The organism is Thermanaerothrix sp. (assembly GCA_026417795.1).
GTDB lineage: Bacteria > Synergistota > Synergistia > Synergistales > Synergistaceae > Thermanaerovibrio.
Genome location: JAOACP010000011.1, coordinates 1 through 19682, shown reverse-complemented (window position 1 = coordinate 19682; position 19682 = coordinate 1). Strand labels below are relative to the sequence as shown.

Sequence of the window (19682 nt, the reverse complement as noted above, 5' to 3'; positions counted from 1 at the left end):
GCCATGATATTCCATAGCTTTAAGCAAACCCAAAAGCTCATAACCTCTCTGCAGGCCTGCCAACAAACATATATTTTATATTAAACGCTTGTTTAGGCAACCCCCATGGGATTTAACAAATCCTCCTGAAGAACCCGCAAGACTTCCCCAAGGCTTGCAGAATACAACACGTCGCCATGAGGCTTGTATGGCATTATCCCGTCAAAGAACTCAGCTATACCACCAAGGCAACCGTGCCGCATGTGGGAGTTGAAGGGGCGCATAAAGATCCACCCTATGTCGATCCTGTTGGGATTAAATTTTAAATAAGCGGTTATGAAGTGACCAAGCAACCAAGGCCAGGCCATTCCCCTGAATTTAGCCTTAATCCGTTGATCCATACGACCCTCTTGACGACCCTTGAACTTATCGTGCTTAGGTTCAAGGGTTCTAAGGCCATAGGTGGTATAAAGCTCGTTCCAACAAACATCCAACACGGACCTTCCCATTACCGGATCCAACGGTGAACAGGGAAGCGATATGGCCAGGATCTGGTTTGGCCTTATAGATGGATCAAGCTTGCAGGAAGGATCCACCCAATCGTAAAGGTATCCTCCCTCTTTATTCCAGAAGGTCTCCTTAAAGGATTTAGCACACATATCCGCCATGCGGGCATATCTATCTCGCAAATCCACGTCCCCGATTAGTTCGCAAACCTGCTCCGCGAATCGAAGGGCATTGTACCAAAGGGCGTTTACCTCAACTAAGTACCCTTTCCTGATTACTACCGCCTCGCCATCCACAATCCCGTTCATCCAATGTCTTGATGGGTCATCGGTGGCTAAAAACAGCATTCCGTCATCGGATAGGTTCAGCTGGAGCACATCCATGGGACGAGAATAACGGTCTATTACAGAAAGGACCTTCCTCCAAAGGTCTTCCTTGGAGTCGGGGTTGTCCACGGCCTCGTAAAGCTTCTGGGCCCCATACGCAAGCCACAAGCCGGAATCAACGCCCTCAATTTTTGCTTCTTCTCCATCAACCTCCGAAGGAACAACCCAATCATTAGCCTCCGCAAGGGTTAGCCACCGATTCAAAACCCCCTCTGCCACCGCATGCCTTCCCGTAGACACCAGAAGACCTGGCATTGAAACAAATGTCTCCCTGGCAAGCACCTTCATAGAAGGATAACCGGAATATATGCAAGGACTGCTTCCGTTACCCTCCTCCACCAGATGGGACGAAGCCATCACCAGATCCCTTATGGCACTGGTCTTGGGATCCATTGGAACGGAGGCAACCAGCCTATGGGCTCCCTGAACGGCCTCTTTCTCAAGAGCTGCTATCTCGGCCTTTGACCTGCAGACTCCCCCATCGGAAGAGCACAGTATTACGTAAACAGAATCTCCCTCCTGCATGTCAAGCTGCAAAAAGCCCGGGGACCAAAGATCTTCGCATACCACCCCCTGGCAATTCTCCTCCTGTTCGTAGACCACCCGATCAAACCACAGGTTTTTTTCTATCCATTCGCCATCGGTGGCCCCTATTTTGGTTGTCATGCCCCCTCCCTTTACGACAACCTCATTGTCCGACACGCTGCAGCTAAAATCCAAACGCGATCCACAGAGGGACTGCACGTCCCTGTGCGACACGAGGGGACGCACCTCGAGTCTAACTCGCTCGGGCGAGGCAATCAGCTCATATTTAACTATGGTGCACCCCATACCCTGGGGCATAAATATGGATTTCCTAAACAAGGCACTGTGTATCACGAATAACATGGAGGGCATGGGGGATGCCTGATACTCCTGAAGGTAGCGGAAGCCGTCGGGATAGATGAGATCCTTGTAGCGGTTGGTGGATAGCTGATACTTCTTCCCTCCGATGAAGAGGGTCTCCTCAAGCTTGCTTACCAAAACCTTATGGTTGCCCTTGGGGTCCAGCTTCTTTACTAGAAGACCGTGCGCAAGCCTGGTGTTAGCCCCTATTACGGTAGAGAAACAGTAGCTACCCTGGCCATCGGAGACGAGGAACTCCCTCCCCGCCCCCTTATCGTAGGTGTTGACATCAGCCTTTCCCAGGTACATGGGCATCATCCCCCTTCAACAGGTTGGCAAACATCTTCTCCAACTTCCTCCAACGGTACTCCACCGTGCTCTTGGAGACAGGATGAGGCAACACCTGTCCGAGCTCTCTAAGTGAGAGACTGGGATTCTCCCTCCTAGCCCGTACCACCTCCCGTAAAGGCATGGGCAACTCATCCTCCAGCCCCATCTCACCTATCAGCCTAACCAGACGCATCTGGTTCTCTGATGCCTCCAGGCTTTTAACTATGTTGGCGGAATCACAGTTCACCAACTTATTGGCTTTGTTTTTCATGGATCGGATTATTGCGGTATTCTCTAGCTTTATAATAGCATTAGAAAGCCCAAGAACACCCAGGAAATCAACTATTTTCTGTTGATCTCTTATCATTACCTCTATTCGTTGATCTTTAGGGCGCCTAGAAAATGTAATTCCCCTCGCCCTAAGTAATTTATACAACAAGTCCGCTGTATTATCAAACTGAGGGACCTTTATCATCAGATAGTAGCCCACCTTGGGAAGATAAAGGGCGCCGCAACTTCCCCACAACCCTCTAAGCCAACAGGTCCATTCAATGTCGCTTTTACCCCTAAACCCCCGTAGCAAGTTAAAGAGGTCGTCCGGGAAGATCATCGATATTTTGGCCCTTGTACCCCCTGCCTCGCGATCAATCAACAACTTAGGTGATCCATTGGCAACCAGCCTTTTATCCAAAGCCCCCCAAAGCTTTAATGCACGCCTCAGGACAAATCGTCTAGAGGTCTTGCATACCAATCCGTCTGACACCTTTTGAGGCACCAGTCCCGCCAATATTCCTGCGAGCTCCGCCAAGGGAGCGGTCCCCAAAGGCATTGCCCCCCACTCCTCCCACATTGACAGGCTCAGGTCCTCCAAAGCTCACCCTCCTTGACCTCCCTGGCTATGCGTATCAAAAGTTCCGCCAACTTCTTAGGATCATGCCTAAGAAGTCCTTTTTGGGATTCCGACCCAACGAGATCACCCTTTATCAACCTACAACCGCTGGCCCTAAGCCTTTCTTCCTCCTTTGCGCTGGGGTAAACCGGAGCTGCCCCTTGGCTTAGATATCTATTAAGGGCCCCCTTGGGAAGCTGGGCAGAGTTAGCTATCACCATGTCTGGATAATCCCCTAACACCCCAGCCACCCACTCAACATGATCCATAAAGCCGAACTTATCGGTTTCCCCCGGCTGAGTCATTATGTTTGAGACGTAAACCTTAGGGGCCTTTGATATCCTGACCTTATGGGCCACTCTATCAACAAGAAGGTTGGGAAGAACGCTGGTAAACAGGCTGCCGGGGCCCAGAACTATGAGATCCGCCGACTCTAAAGCCGATAGAACCTCCGGAAGAGGCTTAGGATCCCTGGGTTCCAACCAGATTTTAACTAGCTCGCTGCCAACGCCTGCTATCTCCATCTCGCCTCGCACAACCCTATCGGCTGTTTGACCAAAGAGAACCACCGGCTCCAAAGTTACAGGCAAAACCTGCCCCCTTATGGCCAGGAGCTTGTTCATCTCCTTGACCGCCATACCAAAATCCCCATAAAGCTCCGTGGCAGCAAGGAGTATCAAGTTACCAAGGCTGTGGTCCTTTAGCCCACCTCGATCAAAACGGAAGGAGAGTATCCGCTGAAGGGCGCTGTCGTTCTCCGCAAGCGCCACTATGCAGTTTCTGATGTCCCCCGGGGGAAGCACCCCCCACTCCTCTCGAAGCCTACCGGAACTACCCCCCTCATCCGTAACGGTAACCACCGCTGTTATGTTCCGAGTAAACCCCTTAAGCCCACCCAGAAGGGTTGATAAGCCGGTGCCACCACCTATGGCCACGATGTTAGGACCCATGGCTAGCCTGTGCTCTATGGCGCTTGCTATTATCTCCCTGCCACCACGAGATCCTCCAAACAAAGACCCTCCAAAGGCAGACACAGCTCCCCACGTGGCCAATGCACCGGTTATAAAACCTATCAGAGCGGATATCACCGGATCCATGTCAATCCAAACTACCCTTGTCCACGTCTCGATGAAAGACCTCGCACCTAAGGCCCATCTTACCCATGGAATTCCCTATCGCCTCAGCAACCGCTACGGAACGATGCCTCCCACCCGTGCATCCGATGGACACCCTCAGTACCAACTTACCAGACCTCTCATAACAAGGAGAAAACCTTTTCAACATATCGGACATCTGGCTAACAAACCCTAAAAAGTCAGGCACATCCCTAAAATAGTCAACTATGGCCCTGTCCATACCGGTGAGATCCTTAAGGTGAGGAACATAATTGGGATTAGGTAGGAACCTAACGTCCCACACAACGTCCGAATCCTGAGGGATACCGTACTTAAATCCGAAGGATGTTATTATCAATCTGAAGCCTTCACCGCCGAGAAGTTCCTCCAAAAGAACCTTCCTCAACATGGTGTGGTTCATGCCACTGGTGTCTATGACCATATCGGCTATGCCTCTAAGAGGCACTAGCATGGCCCTCTCCTCAGATATACCCTCTAAAAGATCACCCTCAGGTTTTATGGGATGGGCTCTTTTGGTGAGCTGAAAACGAGATGCAAGCTCTCGATCCGAAGCATCCAGGAAGATGAGCTGCACCTGGGTCTTCCCTGACTTCTTAAGACCCGTCACCACCCGGTCAAGGTCGTTTAACAGATGCTTTCCCCTAACATCCATAACCGCCACCACCCCTACGGAGGATGCGGCAGGATGGCTGCTCAAAACATCTAGAAGCTGAGGCAATAGCAAGGGAGGCAGATTGTCTATGGGATAAAATCCCTGATCCTCTAAAATCCTCAACGCAGTGCTCTTACCGCTACCTGATAAACCAGTAAGTATTATTAGTTTTTTAACCTTAATTTCCCCCATATAACCACTCCCTTGCAAACCCACAACTCCAAAGGCCCCAAAGTCTTGGACCATCGCACCAGGCAGGTCAGCTGTGATGACCACACTCCTTGGCCTTGCCGGTCATTATCTCGACTCCGTGTCTTATCCCCTCTTCCACAGCCTCAAAGCACTCCAGCGCGCCTCTCCGGCTTCCGGGAAACGCCAAGACCAACGTCTTCCCCACCACTGCTCCCATCCCTCTGGTCAGGAAGGACCTTGGATTTATATGGCTGGTCTTTACCCTCATCATCTCTCCAAAGCCTGGAACCAACTTATCCGCAATTCCCATGATCGCCTCAGGGGTTACGTCTCTGGAAGATAAACCGGTGCCACCGGTACAAAGTATCAGCTCTATTCCTTCTCGGCTCCAGCCCAACACCCTGTCCCTTATTGCCTCCACATCGTCTGGAACTATGTCCCTTTTTACTACATCAGTCCCTATGCAAAGAGCCCTTTCTGCCAAAGCAGGTCCAGCAGTATCCTCCCTTTCACCCCTTGATCCCTTATCACTGATGGTAAGCACTCCTGCCTTTATTGGCTCCCACAGGCTGCATCTTTGAGACACGGCGATAAAACCCGGGGAGACAACATGCAGCCTCCCCCCACCATCCAACCTAAGGACCGCACCACCGTCGCCGAAGGATATAAAGAGACTCTGTCTTACAACTTCTTCCTTGATCCCAGATACTACCAGGTGAAGGACATCTTCACCCTCCTCAGCATCTGCATCTAAAGGACCCCCTGGAAATGCAATGAACATCTTCGCCGGTTCACCGTTACATAGGACGTCCCCAGAGCTACCCATGTGTATGTATGCCATGGGCAGATCATCCCTTGAGTTCCAACATATCCTAATCAGCCTTGAATTCACTTGAGATCACCTAACCTCTCATGGGAAACATCTGGGGCAGTCCAATCGCCGCTTTTTCCGCCGGTTTTTCTCAACAACCTTATGGACCTAATCTCCATGCCCTTGTCCAAGGCCTTACACATGTCGTAAAAAGCCAGGGCCGCTACGCTTACTGCAGTAAGGGCTTCCATTTCAACTCCAGTCACATCGCTTGCGGAGACGGAGCTCGTAATTATGACCTCTTTAGCCTCTTTATTTAAGGTGCAATGAAGGAATACCCCATCTATCCTTATGGGGTGGCAAAGGGGTATTAGATAGGGAGTCTGTTTGGCCCCCATTATTCCAGCTAGCTCAGCCACAGTGAAAGGCTCCCCCTTTGGGACTCCTCCTTCCAACAATGCTTCAATAATGCCATCGGTAAGGCATATCCTAGCTTCCGCCCAGGCCTTTCGCACGCTGGGAGTTTTTCCAGCCACATCTACCATGCAGGGCCTACCATGTTCGTCCAAGTGTGTAAAAGAGCTCATGGTTATAGTCTCATCCTCCTATCTGGGACATGTGGAGGTCTCCGGTTATAACGTCCTCCCAACAGCGGGGTTTTGCGCTGACCGCCCTCTTTATCTCGCTCTTTAAAAGTTCAAAATCACCATTTAAAAGGGCAGGCCTAAGATCCGTTTCATCCTTGGCAAATAAACAAGCCCGCAGCTTACCGGACGCGCTTATCCTGACTCTATTACAATGGGAACAGAAGTGGCTTGAAACGGAGGAAATTATCCCTATCCGCTGACCGGTTTTCAGATCGTGATAATATTTCGCAGGTCCCATTACTTCCTCTCCAGTGGAAAATGGAACCCAATGACGCCCGCAAGAAACCCTCCCTAGGATCTCTTCGGCGGATATGAAATTATCCCTGTTCCAAAGTCCATCGTCCAAGGGCATGAACTCTATCAAACGCAGGAGATAGTCATTCTCGGCGCAGAACTCCAGAAGGGCCGGCACCTCCATGTCGTTAAAGGACCTTATAAGCACGGTGTTAACTTTTATAGATCTAAGGCCAAGATCCCGAACCTTTCTTAAACCATTTAAAACCCTAAGCAAGTCTCCGTTCCTAGTTATGTAACGGAATTTATCCGGGTCCAATGTGTCCAAGCTCACGTTCAACCCCGAGATACCCAGATTGGCTATTCTTGGTGCCTCGTCATTTAAAAGCGCCCCGTTAGTTGTAAGGGCCACCTTAAGGTTTGGCAAAAGAGCCCGGAGGGATGATAAAAAGTCTAAAAAACCACGCCTTACCAAAGGCTCCCCACCGGTAAAGCGGATCTTTTTTACTCCAAGATCCTGAAGTGCCTTACACAACAACGTGAGCTCTTCGTAAGACATTATGTCATCGTGCCCTAAAAGGGGAACCCCGTCCTCCGGCATGCAGTAACGGCAACGAAAATTACACCTATCGGTCACCGATATCCTTACGTAGTCGATGTTTCTACGGTAGCTGTCCGTCAGGGCCATCTGTATCCCCCCATTTTTTCAACCCTCAAACGCCAATAAGGATCCCCCGTGCCCTCCATCAGCGCCCTTATGGCAGGATGCTCCGAGTAGGCTGAGTGGTACACCAGTTCATACGGCTCCTCCACTATGGGAATGAAATCTAATCCCAGAGCATCGGCAGCGCTCTTCACCCCCAAAGCCACATCGGCAATACCGGTAAGAACCCTGGCGGCAGCATCCACGTGGGAGGTACAAAGGTCATGATATCCCTTCACTTCGTCCGCTAAGATGCCCTCTTTGTCAAGAAGATGATCCAGAAGTATCCTGGTACCGGCACCGGGTTGTCTGTTAACGATCCTTATGTCATCACGGGTCAAATCCGCAACCCCTCTAACACCCTTGGGGTTGCCCCTTGCCAGGATAAAACCCTGCTCCCTATAGAAAAGGACCTGCCTAAACCATAACCCCTCAGGATCAAGCCTATTTATTACCGTATTGTTGTAAATGCCAGTATCGGGGTCTAAAACATGGCATGTGGCAGCGTGGGCTTCTCCTCGTGCAAGGGCCAATATACCTCCCATACTTCCCGTCCTCTTGATTACCACTTCTCCACCCTTTTTCTTGGCAAGAGCGGCAAGCATTTGAAGGGCCGGGTCATCGGAGCCCTGCAAGAGGCAGCGCCTGGTAAGATCCACGGTAACCAGCGGATAAAACCGTATCTTGTCCCCCCTATTGAGCTCCACGGAATTAGCGGGCACATAAGCCAAGCCATCCGCCTCACCAAGGGACAGCAAGGAGCTTGAACCACCGCCAAGAGGCCAAAGCGAGACCTGCTCTCCTATCTTCACAACCTTAGCCTTAACCCACTCCTCCATACCTGGGGAGGAGGACATGTGATGAAGCAACTGCGGATCCAAAGGTTCAACGCCAAGGGACTCAAAGTAGGTCATCGGCGGCCTTCCTGACAAATAGTTAAGGAACGGGATCACTATGGTAAGCAGCACCACCAGGGAAGATGATGGGAACCCCGGTAACACGATGACGGGCCGGCCTTCAAATGAAGCTCCCATGGCGGGCCGTCCCGGCTTCATCAGCAGCCAACGAAAGACAAGTCCATCCCCAACGGCTTCCACAGACACGTCCCTCCTGCCCTTTGCGGAGCCGCCGGATATAAGGATCACCTGATAACCATCCATAACAGCCCTCCGCAACGCTGCCCGCAGCTCCTCAACATCGTCGGGCAATATGGACCGGTGGACATCTACTTGATATCCGCATCTTTGAAGGTAACCGGTAACCAGCACAGAGTTGCTCTCTACCACATCACCCGGTTTCATATGGCCGCTAACTAAAGCATTATCATCTACTATCTCTTCTCCTGTGGGAATGAACAATATCCTCGGCTTCGGTATAACATTCAACTCCAACACACCGGCGCTGATAAGAAGGGAGGCCAGCTGGGGGGTAACCACATCTCCCGCCGAGGCTAAAAACTGATTTGACATCACGTCTTCCCCAAGGTATCTCAGATTCTGTCCTCTGTGGGATGCCCTGTAAACCACGATTGACCCCCCGTCTGAGCAAGAAGCATCCTCCACCATAACCACAGAGTCAAAGGGCAGCGGTACCGGCGATCCGGTATTAACCCAAGCATAATCTTGAGCATTAAGTACGGCAGGCCTTTGAGGACTAGCATTGGCAGTTGAATCCGACAAAACCGCATATCCATCAACTGCAGACACCGTGGAATTGGGCAGGTTCAGGCGAGCGAAGACCTGTTCTCCCAACACCAGCCCAACAGATGAGCGGGTGGGGACCTTTATCATACCCTGAGGGGAGAACCGGGCCATTAACACCCTCAAGGCTTCTTCCCTTGATATATGCTCCCTGGTCTTCATCGAATCATCCAAAGATCCACCGTCTCCTTTCTGCGAAGGGTCTCCCTATCCTTGGGGATTCTTATAAGACCATCGCACTCCGCAAGTACTCCGCTGTAACTGGAGGCAGAAAAAACAGGGACCACTCCATCATCACATATCTTACCAGGGACAAACTCCTCCACCCCAGGCCTGGCTGGCAAGTCTTCAGCCAACGTAGTCTTAATGATTTTGACGTTCCATCCCTTACCTTCAAGCATCGCTTCAAGCATAGGGGTGACAAAAGTGTAAAACGACGTAGCGCAGGACAACGGATGCCCCGGCAAACCAAGGACTATGCAGGCGGGGGAGCCGGTGACAGCCCCCAAAAGGGGTTTGCCAGGCTGTACATTGACGCCTCTTACTACCAGACCAGGAGAGTCAAATGTAGAAAATATTTTTTCCAGGTGATCCCTTACACTTATCGAAGACCCTCCGCTTATGATGACCAAATGAGCCCACTCCATGGCGCTGTGGATCTTTTCCATTATGACATCGGCTCTATCCTCAAGTATTCCGCCATAAGAGGCATCAACGCCTACGCGCCTCAAGGCAGAACAGACAAACCATCCATTTACATCGTAATGCATACCGCATGGAAGCGGATCCCCTACGGGTTTTATTTCGTCGCCGCTGCTCAGGACACAGGCTTTAAGCTTAAGACACGGAACCCCATTGATGCCTTGGGAAGCAAGGAGCCCTATGTGGGCTTCAGAGAGCAGCGTACCCCTTTCAAGCACCACAGAACCCTCTTGGGCTTCCTCACCCCTAAACACCACGTTTTCTCCACGCTGCAGGGATCTGCGGACTTCCAACGTCGAACCCATTAGGCACGTATCTTCCAGCATTACCACACAGTCTGCCCCTTCTGGCAACATTCCACCGGTGTGTATAACCGCAGCTCCTTGGGAAGGGACCTTAAAATCAGGGACCCCGCCTACGGGAACCTCACCCACAACGTTAAGGAAGGCAGGGGATCCCGATGAGGCTCCCAAAAGGTCCTGGGCCCTTACCGCATAGCCATCACGAAGGCTCCTATCAAAAGGAGGCATATCCAATTGACAACGGACATGGGATCCAAGGATTCGGTTTATACACCTTTCAAGGGGCACAACTTCAACGGGTAAGTTCAGGTGTGCCGCACTTGCCATGGCATGGACCGCATCCTGCCGATCCATCAATGAACCTATGGGACACATCATTTAGCGTCCCCCTTAGGAGGCACAACCTGCGTAGGATAGCCCATCTTAGCAAGCCTAGCTGCTTCTTCATCCGCTTTGGAGCGGTCTCCGTCCACCGGCACCCTTACCCTGAAGAATTTTTTATCCGACACACTGGCCTCCTGCAATGTGGCTTTCACCCCATCTTTCCCCAACCTCTCCATGAGAACCTTGGCTCCCTCCAGGGAGGAAAAGGCTCCTACTTGAACCATAAACTTAGATGCCTCCTTTGAAGCGGAAGCGGACGAGGCTGAAACGTTCGTTCTTTCTGGGGTAGTCCCGCCTCCATTTTGTGGCAAGGGCTTTACGGTTTCAGATTTCTTAGGATTAACCTCTTGTGAACTCTCAGAGGAGGCTTTTTTGATAGTTTTTGCCACCGGCGAAACCTTGGGCACCTTGGCTGATGAGCTTTGAGATTTTGGCGTCTCCTCCACAGGAGAGGCCAGCTGAACCACAGGGGTTTTTGTCTTGCTCTTAGTCTTGGGCTTAACCGTGCTTGGAGCCGTGTCAACCGTCGAAGATGTCGAACGTGAAGGCTGGACCTTTGACACGCTAAGGCCCCCCTTAGCTGGATTTTCAGCCCCAAGACCTTCCGATGTTTCTTCAACGCCCCCAGAGACGTCGCCGTTAAGATCCACAGGGGGCGGTACATCCTGTTCATAGCTTTGAGCGGGAGGATGGTTATCGTCTGGGAACCACTGGGTTATGAAGTATTTACCCCCCGCAAGCAGTATCCCCAGCGCAACAACCGCGGTAAAGGCCATCACAAGCTTTGTAGCCAATCCGCCTTGATTTCGTTTCTTGTAATTTCTAGTAAGTCTGTATCCCACCTCATCATCCCTCCAGATGCCAAGGTAAAAGGCTAAACGCGACTGGTAAGAAGTCCAATCTCGGCAAGCAACTTCACAAGGCAACCCTTTCGATCTGGGCTTACGTGCAGGTCTTCTCGGGGAATTAACGAGTCCCACGGAAGCGACCAAGCCAGGCGGTTCTCAATGGCAGCATCCTTGTGGCCGTTAAACCTAAACTCCAGTTTCCGACGGCCACACAGGGAAAGAGATACCTTCTTTATGAGCGATACCTTTCGGTCATATTCCTTTCGATCTATAAAATCCGCCCTCCACCACGGGGTCAACGGTTTAGGAACAAAGGCGTTTACCGAAGCCGCAACGCTAAGCCCCGTCTTAGATATTATGCCCCCACAAAGCTCTCCTATCCCCACCAGGTCATCGTCAGTCTCGCTGGGAAGCCCTATCATAAAATACAACTTCACCTTTGATATGCCCAAAGAAGCTGCCATCTCTGCCTTTTCTAATATCATATCATCGGTAAAAACCTTTCCACAGAGCGATCTTAGCCTGAACGTACCAGACTCGGGGGCTAATGTGATAGATTTACCTCCACTATATTTTAATGCATTTATCATAAAACTGTCCATTGAGTCCAGGCGAAGAGAGGCAAAGGATATGCCCTTGCCAAACCCTAGGATTTCCTCTATCAACGGCTTTATCTCCGGGTAGTCACCTGCCTCTGGCGTTATCAACCCCACCCGTTCAAACGGGACTTTAGATTGAATAGCATGGATCAAACTTTTTGCATCCACAAGAGAAAGGCGCCGCATGGGCGAAAAACAATAGGTCAATGTGCAGAACCTACAGGCTCTTTTGCATCCCCGCTGCAGCTCCAAAAGGAGCGAAGATTCGAAAATGCTCTTTGGAGTAACCCAAGCACCTACAGAATCCTCAGGATATAACTCCGCAACCTTTCCTATCCCTTGAGGCCTATACAGATGGAACAGTGCCGGCACCAGAACATAAGGGAGGGAGGCAAGCTCCCTTAGCGCATCATCCTTGTTGGGGCTTGTGCGAAGAACACGAACCACCTCTTGCAAGGAGACCTCAGCATCGCCAAGGACGATGAAGTCACAAATTTGGAATAACGCAAAGGGATTAATGTACGTCAATGCTCCGCCAGCGCCTATAATTGGGAGAAACGGATCCTTCCTGTCATCCCTAAAGGGTGGGATTGAACAGCCCTCAAGCCACCTAATAAACGATAAAACCTCGTTTTCATAGGATACGCTGGCGGTTACAATTGAAAAATTACGGACGTGAGCATCTGAATCAACAGAACGATGACTGGGGCCGGGGCCAACAAAGAACCTCTCAACCCCAACCCCAGTTCTACGCAATCTTCTATAGACGTGATGAAACCCCAAGCTGGCGCTTCCAAGGCCATATTCTCCAGGGTAGAACAAAGCCCATCGGGGAGCTCCTCCCCTTGGAAGTTCCTGGGTCCAAACCTCGGCTTCACGAAACCGAGACCAACTCTCCCAAGTAGAGCCAAGATCTCCGTTCTTGGAAGCCCTTCTTTTAGAACTGGTTTTCCCCAAAACCTATCCTCTCTTCCTTATCGGCTAAAGCTGTCCCCTCCTGCGCTTAAAGGCTGGGAGATCAAGATCATCTGTTGGTACCCCACTGCCCCTGAACAAATCTTCCTCCGCCCCAGAAGAATGCCCAATGGGGCGTACCTCGGTCTCCTCAAGTTGAGCCTTTGGCTTGGACCTATCGGACACCCACACACCCTTGGCTTGGCCTAATTGCTTAACTCCTCCAACCAATCCTGGGGCCTTAGGCTCTTGGGGGGCCATTTGAGAGAAGCCGGTGGCAATGGCTACCACCTGAATCTTATCTTCCAAGCTAGGCTCCAGGACAGCACCCCATATTATCTGAGCATCATCGTCGGTGAACTCACTTATTACCTCCGAAACCTCAACAGCCTCATGAAGAGTAAGGCTAGAACCACCTATGACGTTAAACAAGACCCCCTTGGCTCCCTTTATGGGGGCCTCCATAAGGGGACTGTTTATGGCGTTTCTAGCCGCCACAGCGGCACGGTTCTCACCCTGAGCCTCGCCGATGCCCATTATCGCAGCGCCAGCGTTGCTCATGACCGTCTTCAGGTCCGCAAAGTCCACGTTAACAAGCCCAGGTTTTAATATCAAACTAGTCACGCCATCAACCGCCTGACGAAGCACTTCATCCGCCAGCTTAAAAGCTTCGGTTAACGCGGTCTTCTTGTCAGCTAACTGAAGAAGCCTGTCGTTGGGAATAACGATGAGAGCATCTACTTGCTCCTTCAGGCGCTCTATACCACCTAGCGCCTGGTTTATACGGCGCTTACCCTCGAACATAAAGGGCTTTGTCACCACCGCCACCACTAAAGCTCCACTTTCCCTGGCTATATTGGCTATCACCGGAGATGCCCCAGTGCCAGTACCACCCCCCATACCAGCGGTTATAAAAACCATATCTGCGCCCTCTATGGCGGCCCTAATCTCATCCCTGGACTCAAGCGCAGCTTTCTGGCCTATTTCCGGATTAGCGCCCGCCCCAAGACCCCGGGTCAACTCCTTACCTAGAATTATCTTGACATCCGCTTCAGACAACTCCATATGAGCCACGTCGGTGTTGGCGGATATGAACTCAACCCCTTTGATCCCACTCCTTATGATGTGGTTCAAGGCGTTGTTTCCTCCGCCACCTACCCCAACCACCTTTATAACTTCCCTGTAAGCCCGGCCAGACCGGTCTATTTGAAGAAGCTCTGCCATGACTGCAAATCCCCCTAAACGTTCAATATGACCAACCTCGGCGCCCAATGGGCAAAGGACAGCCTAAAAATCAGAAAAGCTCCTCCACATATCTCCTTATCTTTTCCAAGAAATCACCCAATCCACCTCCGGACGAAGACCTGGAGGTCGCCCTGGGCCGAGGATCCTCCATCATGGTCCTCCCATAACCCTGCCTTCTTATGGTGTCCAAGTGAGGTTCCATAAAACGGAAGGGATTGCGCTCTCGCTCTATCATATATCTTATTATTCCAGCAGCAGATACAAACTCTACACCATTCCTGCTGGGAGGCATCCTGTCATGATCCAGCGGCAAGGAAACCCTGGCCGGCATATCCAAGAGCTCGCTAACCAACACATCTATGTCGGTCGTCTTGGCCACTCCTCCGCACATCACCACACCGGCAGACATCATAGAGGGGCTAAGATCCGATATTTCCCTCTTTACTAGAACTGAATAGAGTTCCTCCAGTCGGCACCTTATGACCTCCACAATATCCGGCACTCTGCAAGAGTAGCCCCTGCCCCGGACATCAAACTCAAGGACGTCCTCGGAGGACTCAGCGCCTTCAAAAAGTGATACCTCTTTCTTGATCTCCTCCGCCTTACTCAGCGGCATCTTCAGCACCGACGCCAAGTCATTGGTGATATGGTCCCCACCAACGGGTATCACCGCCAGATGCTTAGGCCTGCCATCGGAGAAAACCGCAACTCCGGTTGTCCCGCCACCAACATCCACAGCCACGGCCCCCGCCATGGATTCCTCCTTAGAAAGCATGCCCAACGCCGAAGCTAAAGGCTTTATAACCAAGCCGTTAACCTCAAGGCCCGCCCTCTCAACACAGTTAAGGACGTTCTGTAACACCGCAGTTGGGATTATGACGGACTGAAGGTCTATCTCCAATCTCATCCCAGTCATCCCAGAGGGGTCGTCAATGCCCCCATGGCCATCCAGAAAATACTCCACCGGTATGGCGTGAAGGATGCTCTGGTTCTGAGGGACGGAGACCTCCGTTTGGGCCGCCTCTATAACCCGCTCCACATCAAGCTGCATGACGGGTCTCGGGGCTCTGCCCAGCGAAACCATTCCCTTGGACCTTATGCTCTTAACATCGCTTCCACTGAAAGCCACAGTGACCTCTTTGAGCTCAAGACCAACCATGTTCTCGGCATCAGAAATGGCGCTTCGAACCGATCGGACGGCTTGATCAAGGTTCACTATCAATCCCTTTCGAATTCCACTGGAAGGGGCATAGCCTATCCCTATTATCTGAGCCTCTCCCGTCCGGCTCTCCCGCTCAGCAACTACAACAGACACCTTGGTGGTACCCAAATCAAGGCCCACCAATAAATCTGGATCGCCATGAGCGGCGGAGGTAGATATCCTTTTAAACAAGAGAAGCCCCCCCGATAAATCTTAATTTTTTTCTTAATAAAATATTGGCCATTACCTATTTTCTGAGTATAATTTTATCCTTATAGGTGCAATCCACCAATACACGATCCCCTGAAATGGCACCTTTTTCCTTCAAGATTTTGACCACTCGAAAAACCTTCTCAGCACTCCCCTCATCTGTTATGGGAAACATTACCTTCATAGTATCCACATCACCAGATGCATATATGGCTACGCCAAGAGGATGCCGATCACCATGCAACACCTTAAGTCCCTTAAGACCTACATCGGACACCCTGGCCCTTTTTACCGCATCCAGCACTCTTATAATCTTAGCCAAAGGTGCATCGGAAGGCATGACATCTCTGTTAAGCGATGCACCTTCGAAAAGGGGGTCCATCGAAGCATCCCAGTAGACCACAGGACCCGAGGGATAGCTCATACCCCTAACAGCCACATTTTGCGGCAGCGACGCAGGCCACACCTTGCCTTCAGCGGCCCACAGCCAAGCCCTCCCCCTCCAGATTACCATCGCCCTGGGATGCAACGGAGAGACGCGAAATCTTAACCATCCCCAATTGGATAAGGACACCTCAGCGGACACCGGGACCTTACCCTCAAGTCTTGCCGCGATCTCATCGCTGCGAAACGCCGCAAGGGGCCAGAACCGACGTTCCGAAGCAGTAAGCACCGACCACGCCGCCTCTTCCGGGACCAAACCTGCAGGAACCACCGTAACCCCAAGTACCCGCATCAGGTTTATATTGGACTCAATCCCCCAAAGGACACCGATCACCAGCGCCAAGAAGACAGCCCTCCAAAGCGGTCTTGTCCCCTTCTTAGACTCAGATCGCAGTCTCCTATCCCCTGGGCAGCGACGATCCATCTCCCAAAAACCTTACCTCCAACTCGAGACTTACCTCGAACTTCTCCATTACCTTACCCCTGCAAATATCAACAAGCCGCATTATATGACCTGCAGTTGCGTCTCCAAGGTTCTCAATGAAATTTGCATGTTGCATAGACACCATGGCTCCACCAACCCTAAGCCCCTTGCAACCCGCAGCATCTAACATCATACCCGCGCTTCCCCCGGGGGGATTTTTAAAAACGCAACCAGCAGTCCTTGCGTTCTTCGGCTGCCCCTTCCTGAAAGAGGCAAAATGCCTAAGCCTCTGTCTTATATCTCCATCGCTCGAGGGATGCAGCTTCAACCCCACCGAAGTAATCCAGGACCTTCCAGATGACAGCCCACACTTACGATAGGAGAATGACAGCTCATCCCCTCCCCAAACCCTCACGCTCCCATCTTCCTCAACGGTTCTTACGAAGGTTACCAAATCACCTATTGACCTTCCCTTGGCGCCGGCGTTCCCCGCCACAGCCCCACCCACAGTTCCAGGGATACCCACCGAAAACTCAAGCCCTGAGAGCCCCCTGCGAACCGCCCAATTCAACAACCTGCGAAGCGGAAGGGCCGCTGAAACCTGGACCTCAACCTCACTGTCCGACGAGGACAACACCAGCGGTGGAGAAGTATCATCCCTAAGGAGCACCACCCACCCCACAAGCCCTTCGTCGGGGATCAGTACGTTTGAACCTTCGCCTAACACAAACGTTCTAACACCCTCATCATATGCTACCTTTCTAAGACAGCCCAAGGCGGACTCCGACCTTGGGCTCACTACCGCTTCGGCACAACCCCCTACACCCCAGGTATTCCAAAACCTCAATGGTTCCTTGGGTCTGACAGCACAGAGCCCCTTCCTATCTAGATCCAACAGCCACCTTATCATCAAGCCTTTTAGCCTCCCCAAGGGCGTTGACTATCCTCTCGCCAAGGCAAGAAACATTTCCCGCTCCAACCGTCAAAACCACATCCCCTTGACGGCAAAAATCGGAGAGCATGCTTACCGCCGCGTCAAAGGATTCGCATAAAACCGGCGAAGAGGCTCCATCGGGGAAACTATCCACTATGAGGCTGGAACTTACTCCACTTATGGGCTTCTCATCCGCAGGGTATATCGGCAGAACCAGAGCCTTATCGGCCAAAGCCAACACCTTGGCAAAGTCAGCGTACATGGCAGATGTCCTAGTGTATCGATGGGGCTGAAAAACCACCACAAGCCTCCTGCCAGGGAATGCCCCTCGGGCAGCGTTTATAGTGGCTTGAATCTCCCTTGGGTGATGGCCATAATCATCAAACACGTCCACCCCTCCGGAAGACCCAACCCTCTGGAACCTTCTTTTAGCCCCACTGAATGAGCTCAAAATACGCGCCGAAGCTCCAAAGGGCACCCCCACCGCCTCCGCCGCAGCACATGCTCCAAGAGCGTTAAGCACGTTATGCTCGCCGCTAACACGGAGACGAAGCTCGCCAACGAATTCACCATTTTTATACACATCGGCGGCTACCCCTCCTCCGCCTATGTGACAAACGTTGGTGGCCCCCCAATCCCAGGCAGTACCCCAACCATACTTTAGGACCTTAACGTCCTTGTTACCAAACTCAATGCGCCGAAGCAGTTCATGGGTACCCCCGTCATCGGCGCATATCACAAGAGTGCCCCCATTCTTTACCCCGCCTATAAACCGAAGGAAGGCGTCCAAAACGTCATCAACGGACCCATAATGATCCACATGGTCCCAATCGACGTTGGTAACCACTGCCACTTCCGGCTCAAATAGTTCAAAACTACCATCGCTCTCGTCCAGCTCAGCCACCATAACATCTCCGGAACCTAGCTTGGCATTGCAGCCTATATCACATAGCTCCCCACCTATGGCCACGGTAGGGGAAATGCCATGCAGCTCCGCAATCAAAGCCAACATCGACGAGGTGGTGGTTTTCCCATGAGTTCCCGCCACACCAACACCTCGCTTTGAGTTAAAGATGGCGCTTAACACTTCCGCCCTCTTCGCTACCGCAACACCCGCCCGCCTGGCTTCAACTATTTCCGGGTGAGAATCCTCTATGGCGCTGGTGTAAACCAGAAGATCGGGTAAAAAACGTCCAACATGGGCTTCGTCATGCCCCATCAGAACCTCCACTCCCCCTTGAACCAGCTTCTTACTATAGGAGGTCTTGGCGGCATCACAGCCGCTAACATGACAACCCATACCCTTCAACAACAGAGCAAGGCCGCTCATACCAGCTCCACCAATGCCCATGAGATGTATCTTCATGCCACGTTCCAGACCAACGGAAGGCACTTTAAGCAAAGCAATACCTCTCCTTTCAATTTTTAGAGGGCAAGCAGCATTTCCCACAATTTACGGCAAATCTCAGACGCCATGGACGGCAAATCACCCGAAAAATCCCCACAGGAAGAAGCCGCCCCAGGGTAGTGATAGCAAGCCCCAGAGGACAGGAGTGAATCCACTGCCCTGGCAAGATTTCTAGGGACCCGCTCCTCATCAAGCACCAAGCCTCTAGCAGATCTACAAAAAGCACCTGCATTGGCACTCTGATGCCCAGCCGACGACTCACGCCAAGGAATTATAACACAAGGTAACCCCCATAACTTAATCTCAGTCAAACTAGAAGCTCCCCCTCTGCTTATGACCACATCCGCCAGAGAGTAAAGCGCTTCCATATCCCAAGTTTGGGGCATAAGCACGCAATTCCCCAAGACCCGTGGGGCGCTGCTCGCGCCTAAAATTAAAAATTTCCATCTATTAAAATACTCATCTTTGGCGGCTTCCACAACCTTCTCGAAAAGGGAGCCGCTGCCCAAGGAGCCCCCCAAAACCAAGGCCAGCCTTGACCCTTCATCTATTGACAGTCCCAAGCGGCTTAAAGCGCTAGACCTAGGTATCCTGTTCATTCCCCTAATGGGGACCCCCACGAACCTATAGTTCTTGCTATTAAGGGGATGGCAAGTCTCCCATCCAGACGCCACGGGGACCTTAAGCAACGCGGCCAGCCTTGTAACCCGCCCGGCCACCGCGTTCTGCTCATGCATAAGGCAGCGCAGCCCCATCATCCTGGATACCACAAGGGCTGGGAAGGACACATATCCTCCAAACATCAGGCAAACATCGGGAGATTCTTTCTCTATACAATCCCTGGCCTGATGGAGGCACTTAAATATCTGTTTCCACCTCCTGGGCATCTTGCGTAATCCCCCGCCAAGGGGGGAACCCTCAAGGTGTATTACGTGGGGGTCTAAGTTGGCCTCCCTGTATATCTTGATCTCAAGAG

17 protein-coding genes are annotated in these 19682 nt (G+C 51.7%); all 17 read right to left on the bottom strand.

Annotated features, from left to right (window positions below; genetic code table 11):
* Positions 1 to 92 precede the first annotated feature (92 nt).
* Complete coding sequence (locus N2315_03625) at positions 93 to 2066, bottom strand: amylo-alpha-1,6-glucosidase (GenBank protein MCX7828281.1); 1974 nt, start codon at positions 2064 to 2066, stop codon at positions 93 to 95.
* Positions 2047 to 2958 (bottom strand): DNA-binding protein WhiA, encoded by a 912-nt coding sequence (whiA, locus tag N2315_03620; protein ID MCX7828280.1) that lies wholly within the window; start codon positions 2956 to 2958, stop codon positions 2047 to 2049. The genes N2315_03625 and whiA overlap by 20 nt, the downstream gene beginning before the upstream one ends.
* Positions 2946 to 4073 (bottom strand): YvcK family protein, encoded by a 1128-nt coding sequence (locus N2315_03615; GenBank protein MCX7828279.1) that lies wholly within the window; start codon positions 4071 to 4073, stop codon positions 2946 to 2948. The genes whiA and N2315_03615 overlap by 13 nt, the downstream gene beginning before the upstream one ends.
* Before the next feature lies 1 nt (position 4074).
* Positions 4075 to 5010, bottom strand: coding sequence for an RNase adapter RapZ (gene rapZ, locus N2315_03610; GenBank protein ID MCX7828278.1), 936 nt, complete (start codon positions 5008 to 5010; stop codon positions 4075 to 4077).
* A 13-nt stretch (positions 5011 to 5023) separates the two neighbouring features.
* Complete coding sequence (locus tag N2315_03605; GenBank protein ID MCX7828277.1) at positions 5024 to 5797, bottom strand: MogA/MoaB family molybdenum cofactor biosynthesis protein; 774 nt, start codon at positions 5795 to 5797, stop codon at positions 5024 to 5026.
* 47 nt (positions 5798 to 5844) lie between these two features.
* Positions 5845 to 6354, bottom strand: a complete 510-nt coding sequence (moaC, locus tag N2315_03600; protein MCX7828276.1) for a cyclic pyranopterin monophosphate synthase MoaC — start codon at positions 6352 to 6354, stop codon at positions 5845 to 5847.
* Positions 6355 to 6364: 10 nt separating this feature from the next.
* Positions 6365 to 7336 carry a GTP 3',8-cyclase MoaA gene (gene moaA / locus N2315_03595; protein ID MCX7828275.1) on the bottom strand — a complete coding sequence of 324 codons (972 nt, stop codon included), beginning with the start codon at positions 7334 to 7336 and terminating at the stop codon, positions 6365 to 6367.
* Positions 7327 to 9225: a molybdopterin-binding protein gene (locus N2315_03590; GenBank protein ID MCX7828274.1), complete on the bottom strand. Its 1899-nt coding sequence runs from the start codon at positions 9223 to 9225 to the stop codon at positions 7327 to 7329. Before N2315_03590 ends, moaA begins: the two co-directional genes overlap by 10 nt.
* Positions 9210 to 10409 carry a molybdopterin molybdotransferase MoeA gene (locus N2315_03585; GenBank protein MCX7828273.1) on the bottom strand — a complete coding sequence of 400 codons (1200 nt, stop codon included), beginning with the start codon at positions 10407 to 10409 and terminating at the stop codon, positions 9210 to 9212. The genes N2315_03590 and N2315_03585 overlap by 16 nt, the downstream gene beginning before the upstream one ends.
* 20 nt (positions 10410 to 10429) lie before the next feature.
* Complete coding sequence (locus tag N2315_03580) at positions 10430 to 11281, bottom strand: SPOR domain-containing protein (protein MCX7828272.1); 852 nt, start codon at positions 11279 to 11281, stop codon at positions 10430 to 10432.
* 32 nt (positions 11282 to 11313) lie between these two features.
* On the bottom strand, positions 11314 to 12708 hold the full coding sequence (locus N2315_03575; protein MCX7828271.1) for a radical SAM protein: 1395 nt from the start codon (positions 12706 to 12708) through the stop codon (positions 11314 to 11316).
* A gap of 159 nt (positions 12709 to 12867) precedes the next feature.
* Positions 12868 to 14112: a cell division protein FtsZ gene (gene ftsZ, locus N2315_03570; protein MCX7828270.1), complete on the bottom strand. Its 1245-nt coding sequence runs from the start codon at positions 14110 to 14112 to the stop codon at positions 12868 to 12870.
* A gap of 22 nt (positions 14113 to 14134) precedes the next feature.
* Complete coding sequence (ftsA, locus tag N2315_03565; protein MCX7828269.1) at positions 14135 to 15427, bottom strand: cell division protein FtsA; 1293 nt, start codon at positions 15425 to 15427, stop codon at positions 14135 to 14137.
* A 106-nt stretch (positions 15428 to 15533) separates the two neighbouring features.
* Positions 15534 to 16283 carry a hypothetical protein gene (locus N2315_03560; GenBank protein MCX7828268.1) on the bottom strand — a complete coding sequence of 250 codons (750 nt, stop codon included), beginning with the start codon at positions 16281 to 16283 and terminating at the stop codon, positions 15534 to 15536.
* A 55-nt stretch (positions 16284 to 16338) separates the two neighbouring features.
* Positions 16339 to 17274: a UDP-N-acetylmuramate dehydrogenase gene (murB, locus tag N2315_03555; protein ID MCX7828267.1), complete on the bottom strand. Its 936-nt coding sequence runs from the start codon at positions 17272 to 17274 to the stop codon at positions 16339 to 16341.
* The gene (murC, locus tag N2315_03550; protein MCX7828266.1) at positions 17246 to 18691 is read right to left on the bottom strand and encodes a UDP-N-acetylmuramate--L-alanine ligase; all 1446 of its coding nucleotides are present in this window, start codon (positions 18689 to 18691) and stop codon (positions 17246 to 17248) included. The genes murB and murC overlap by 29 nt, the downstream gene beginning before the upstream one ends.
* Positions 18692 to 18723: 32 nt before the next feature.
* Positions 18724 to 19682 (bottom strand): UDP-N-acetylglucosamine--N-acetylmuramyl-(pentapeptide) pyrophosphoryl-undecaprenol N-acetylglucosamine transferase (locus N2315_03545; GenBank protein ID MCX7828265.1); only part of this gene is annotated, 959 nt, incomplete at its 5' end.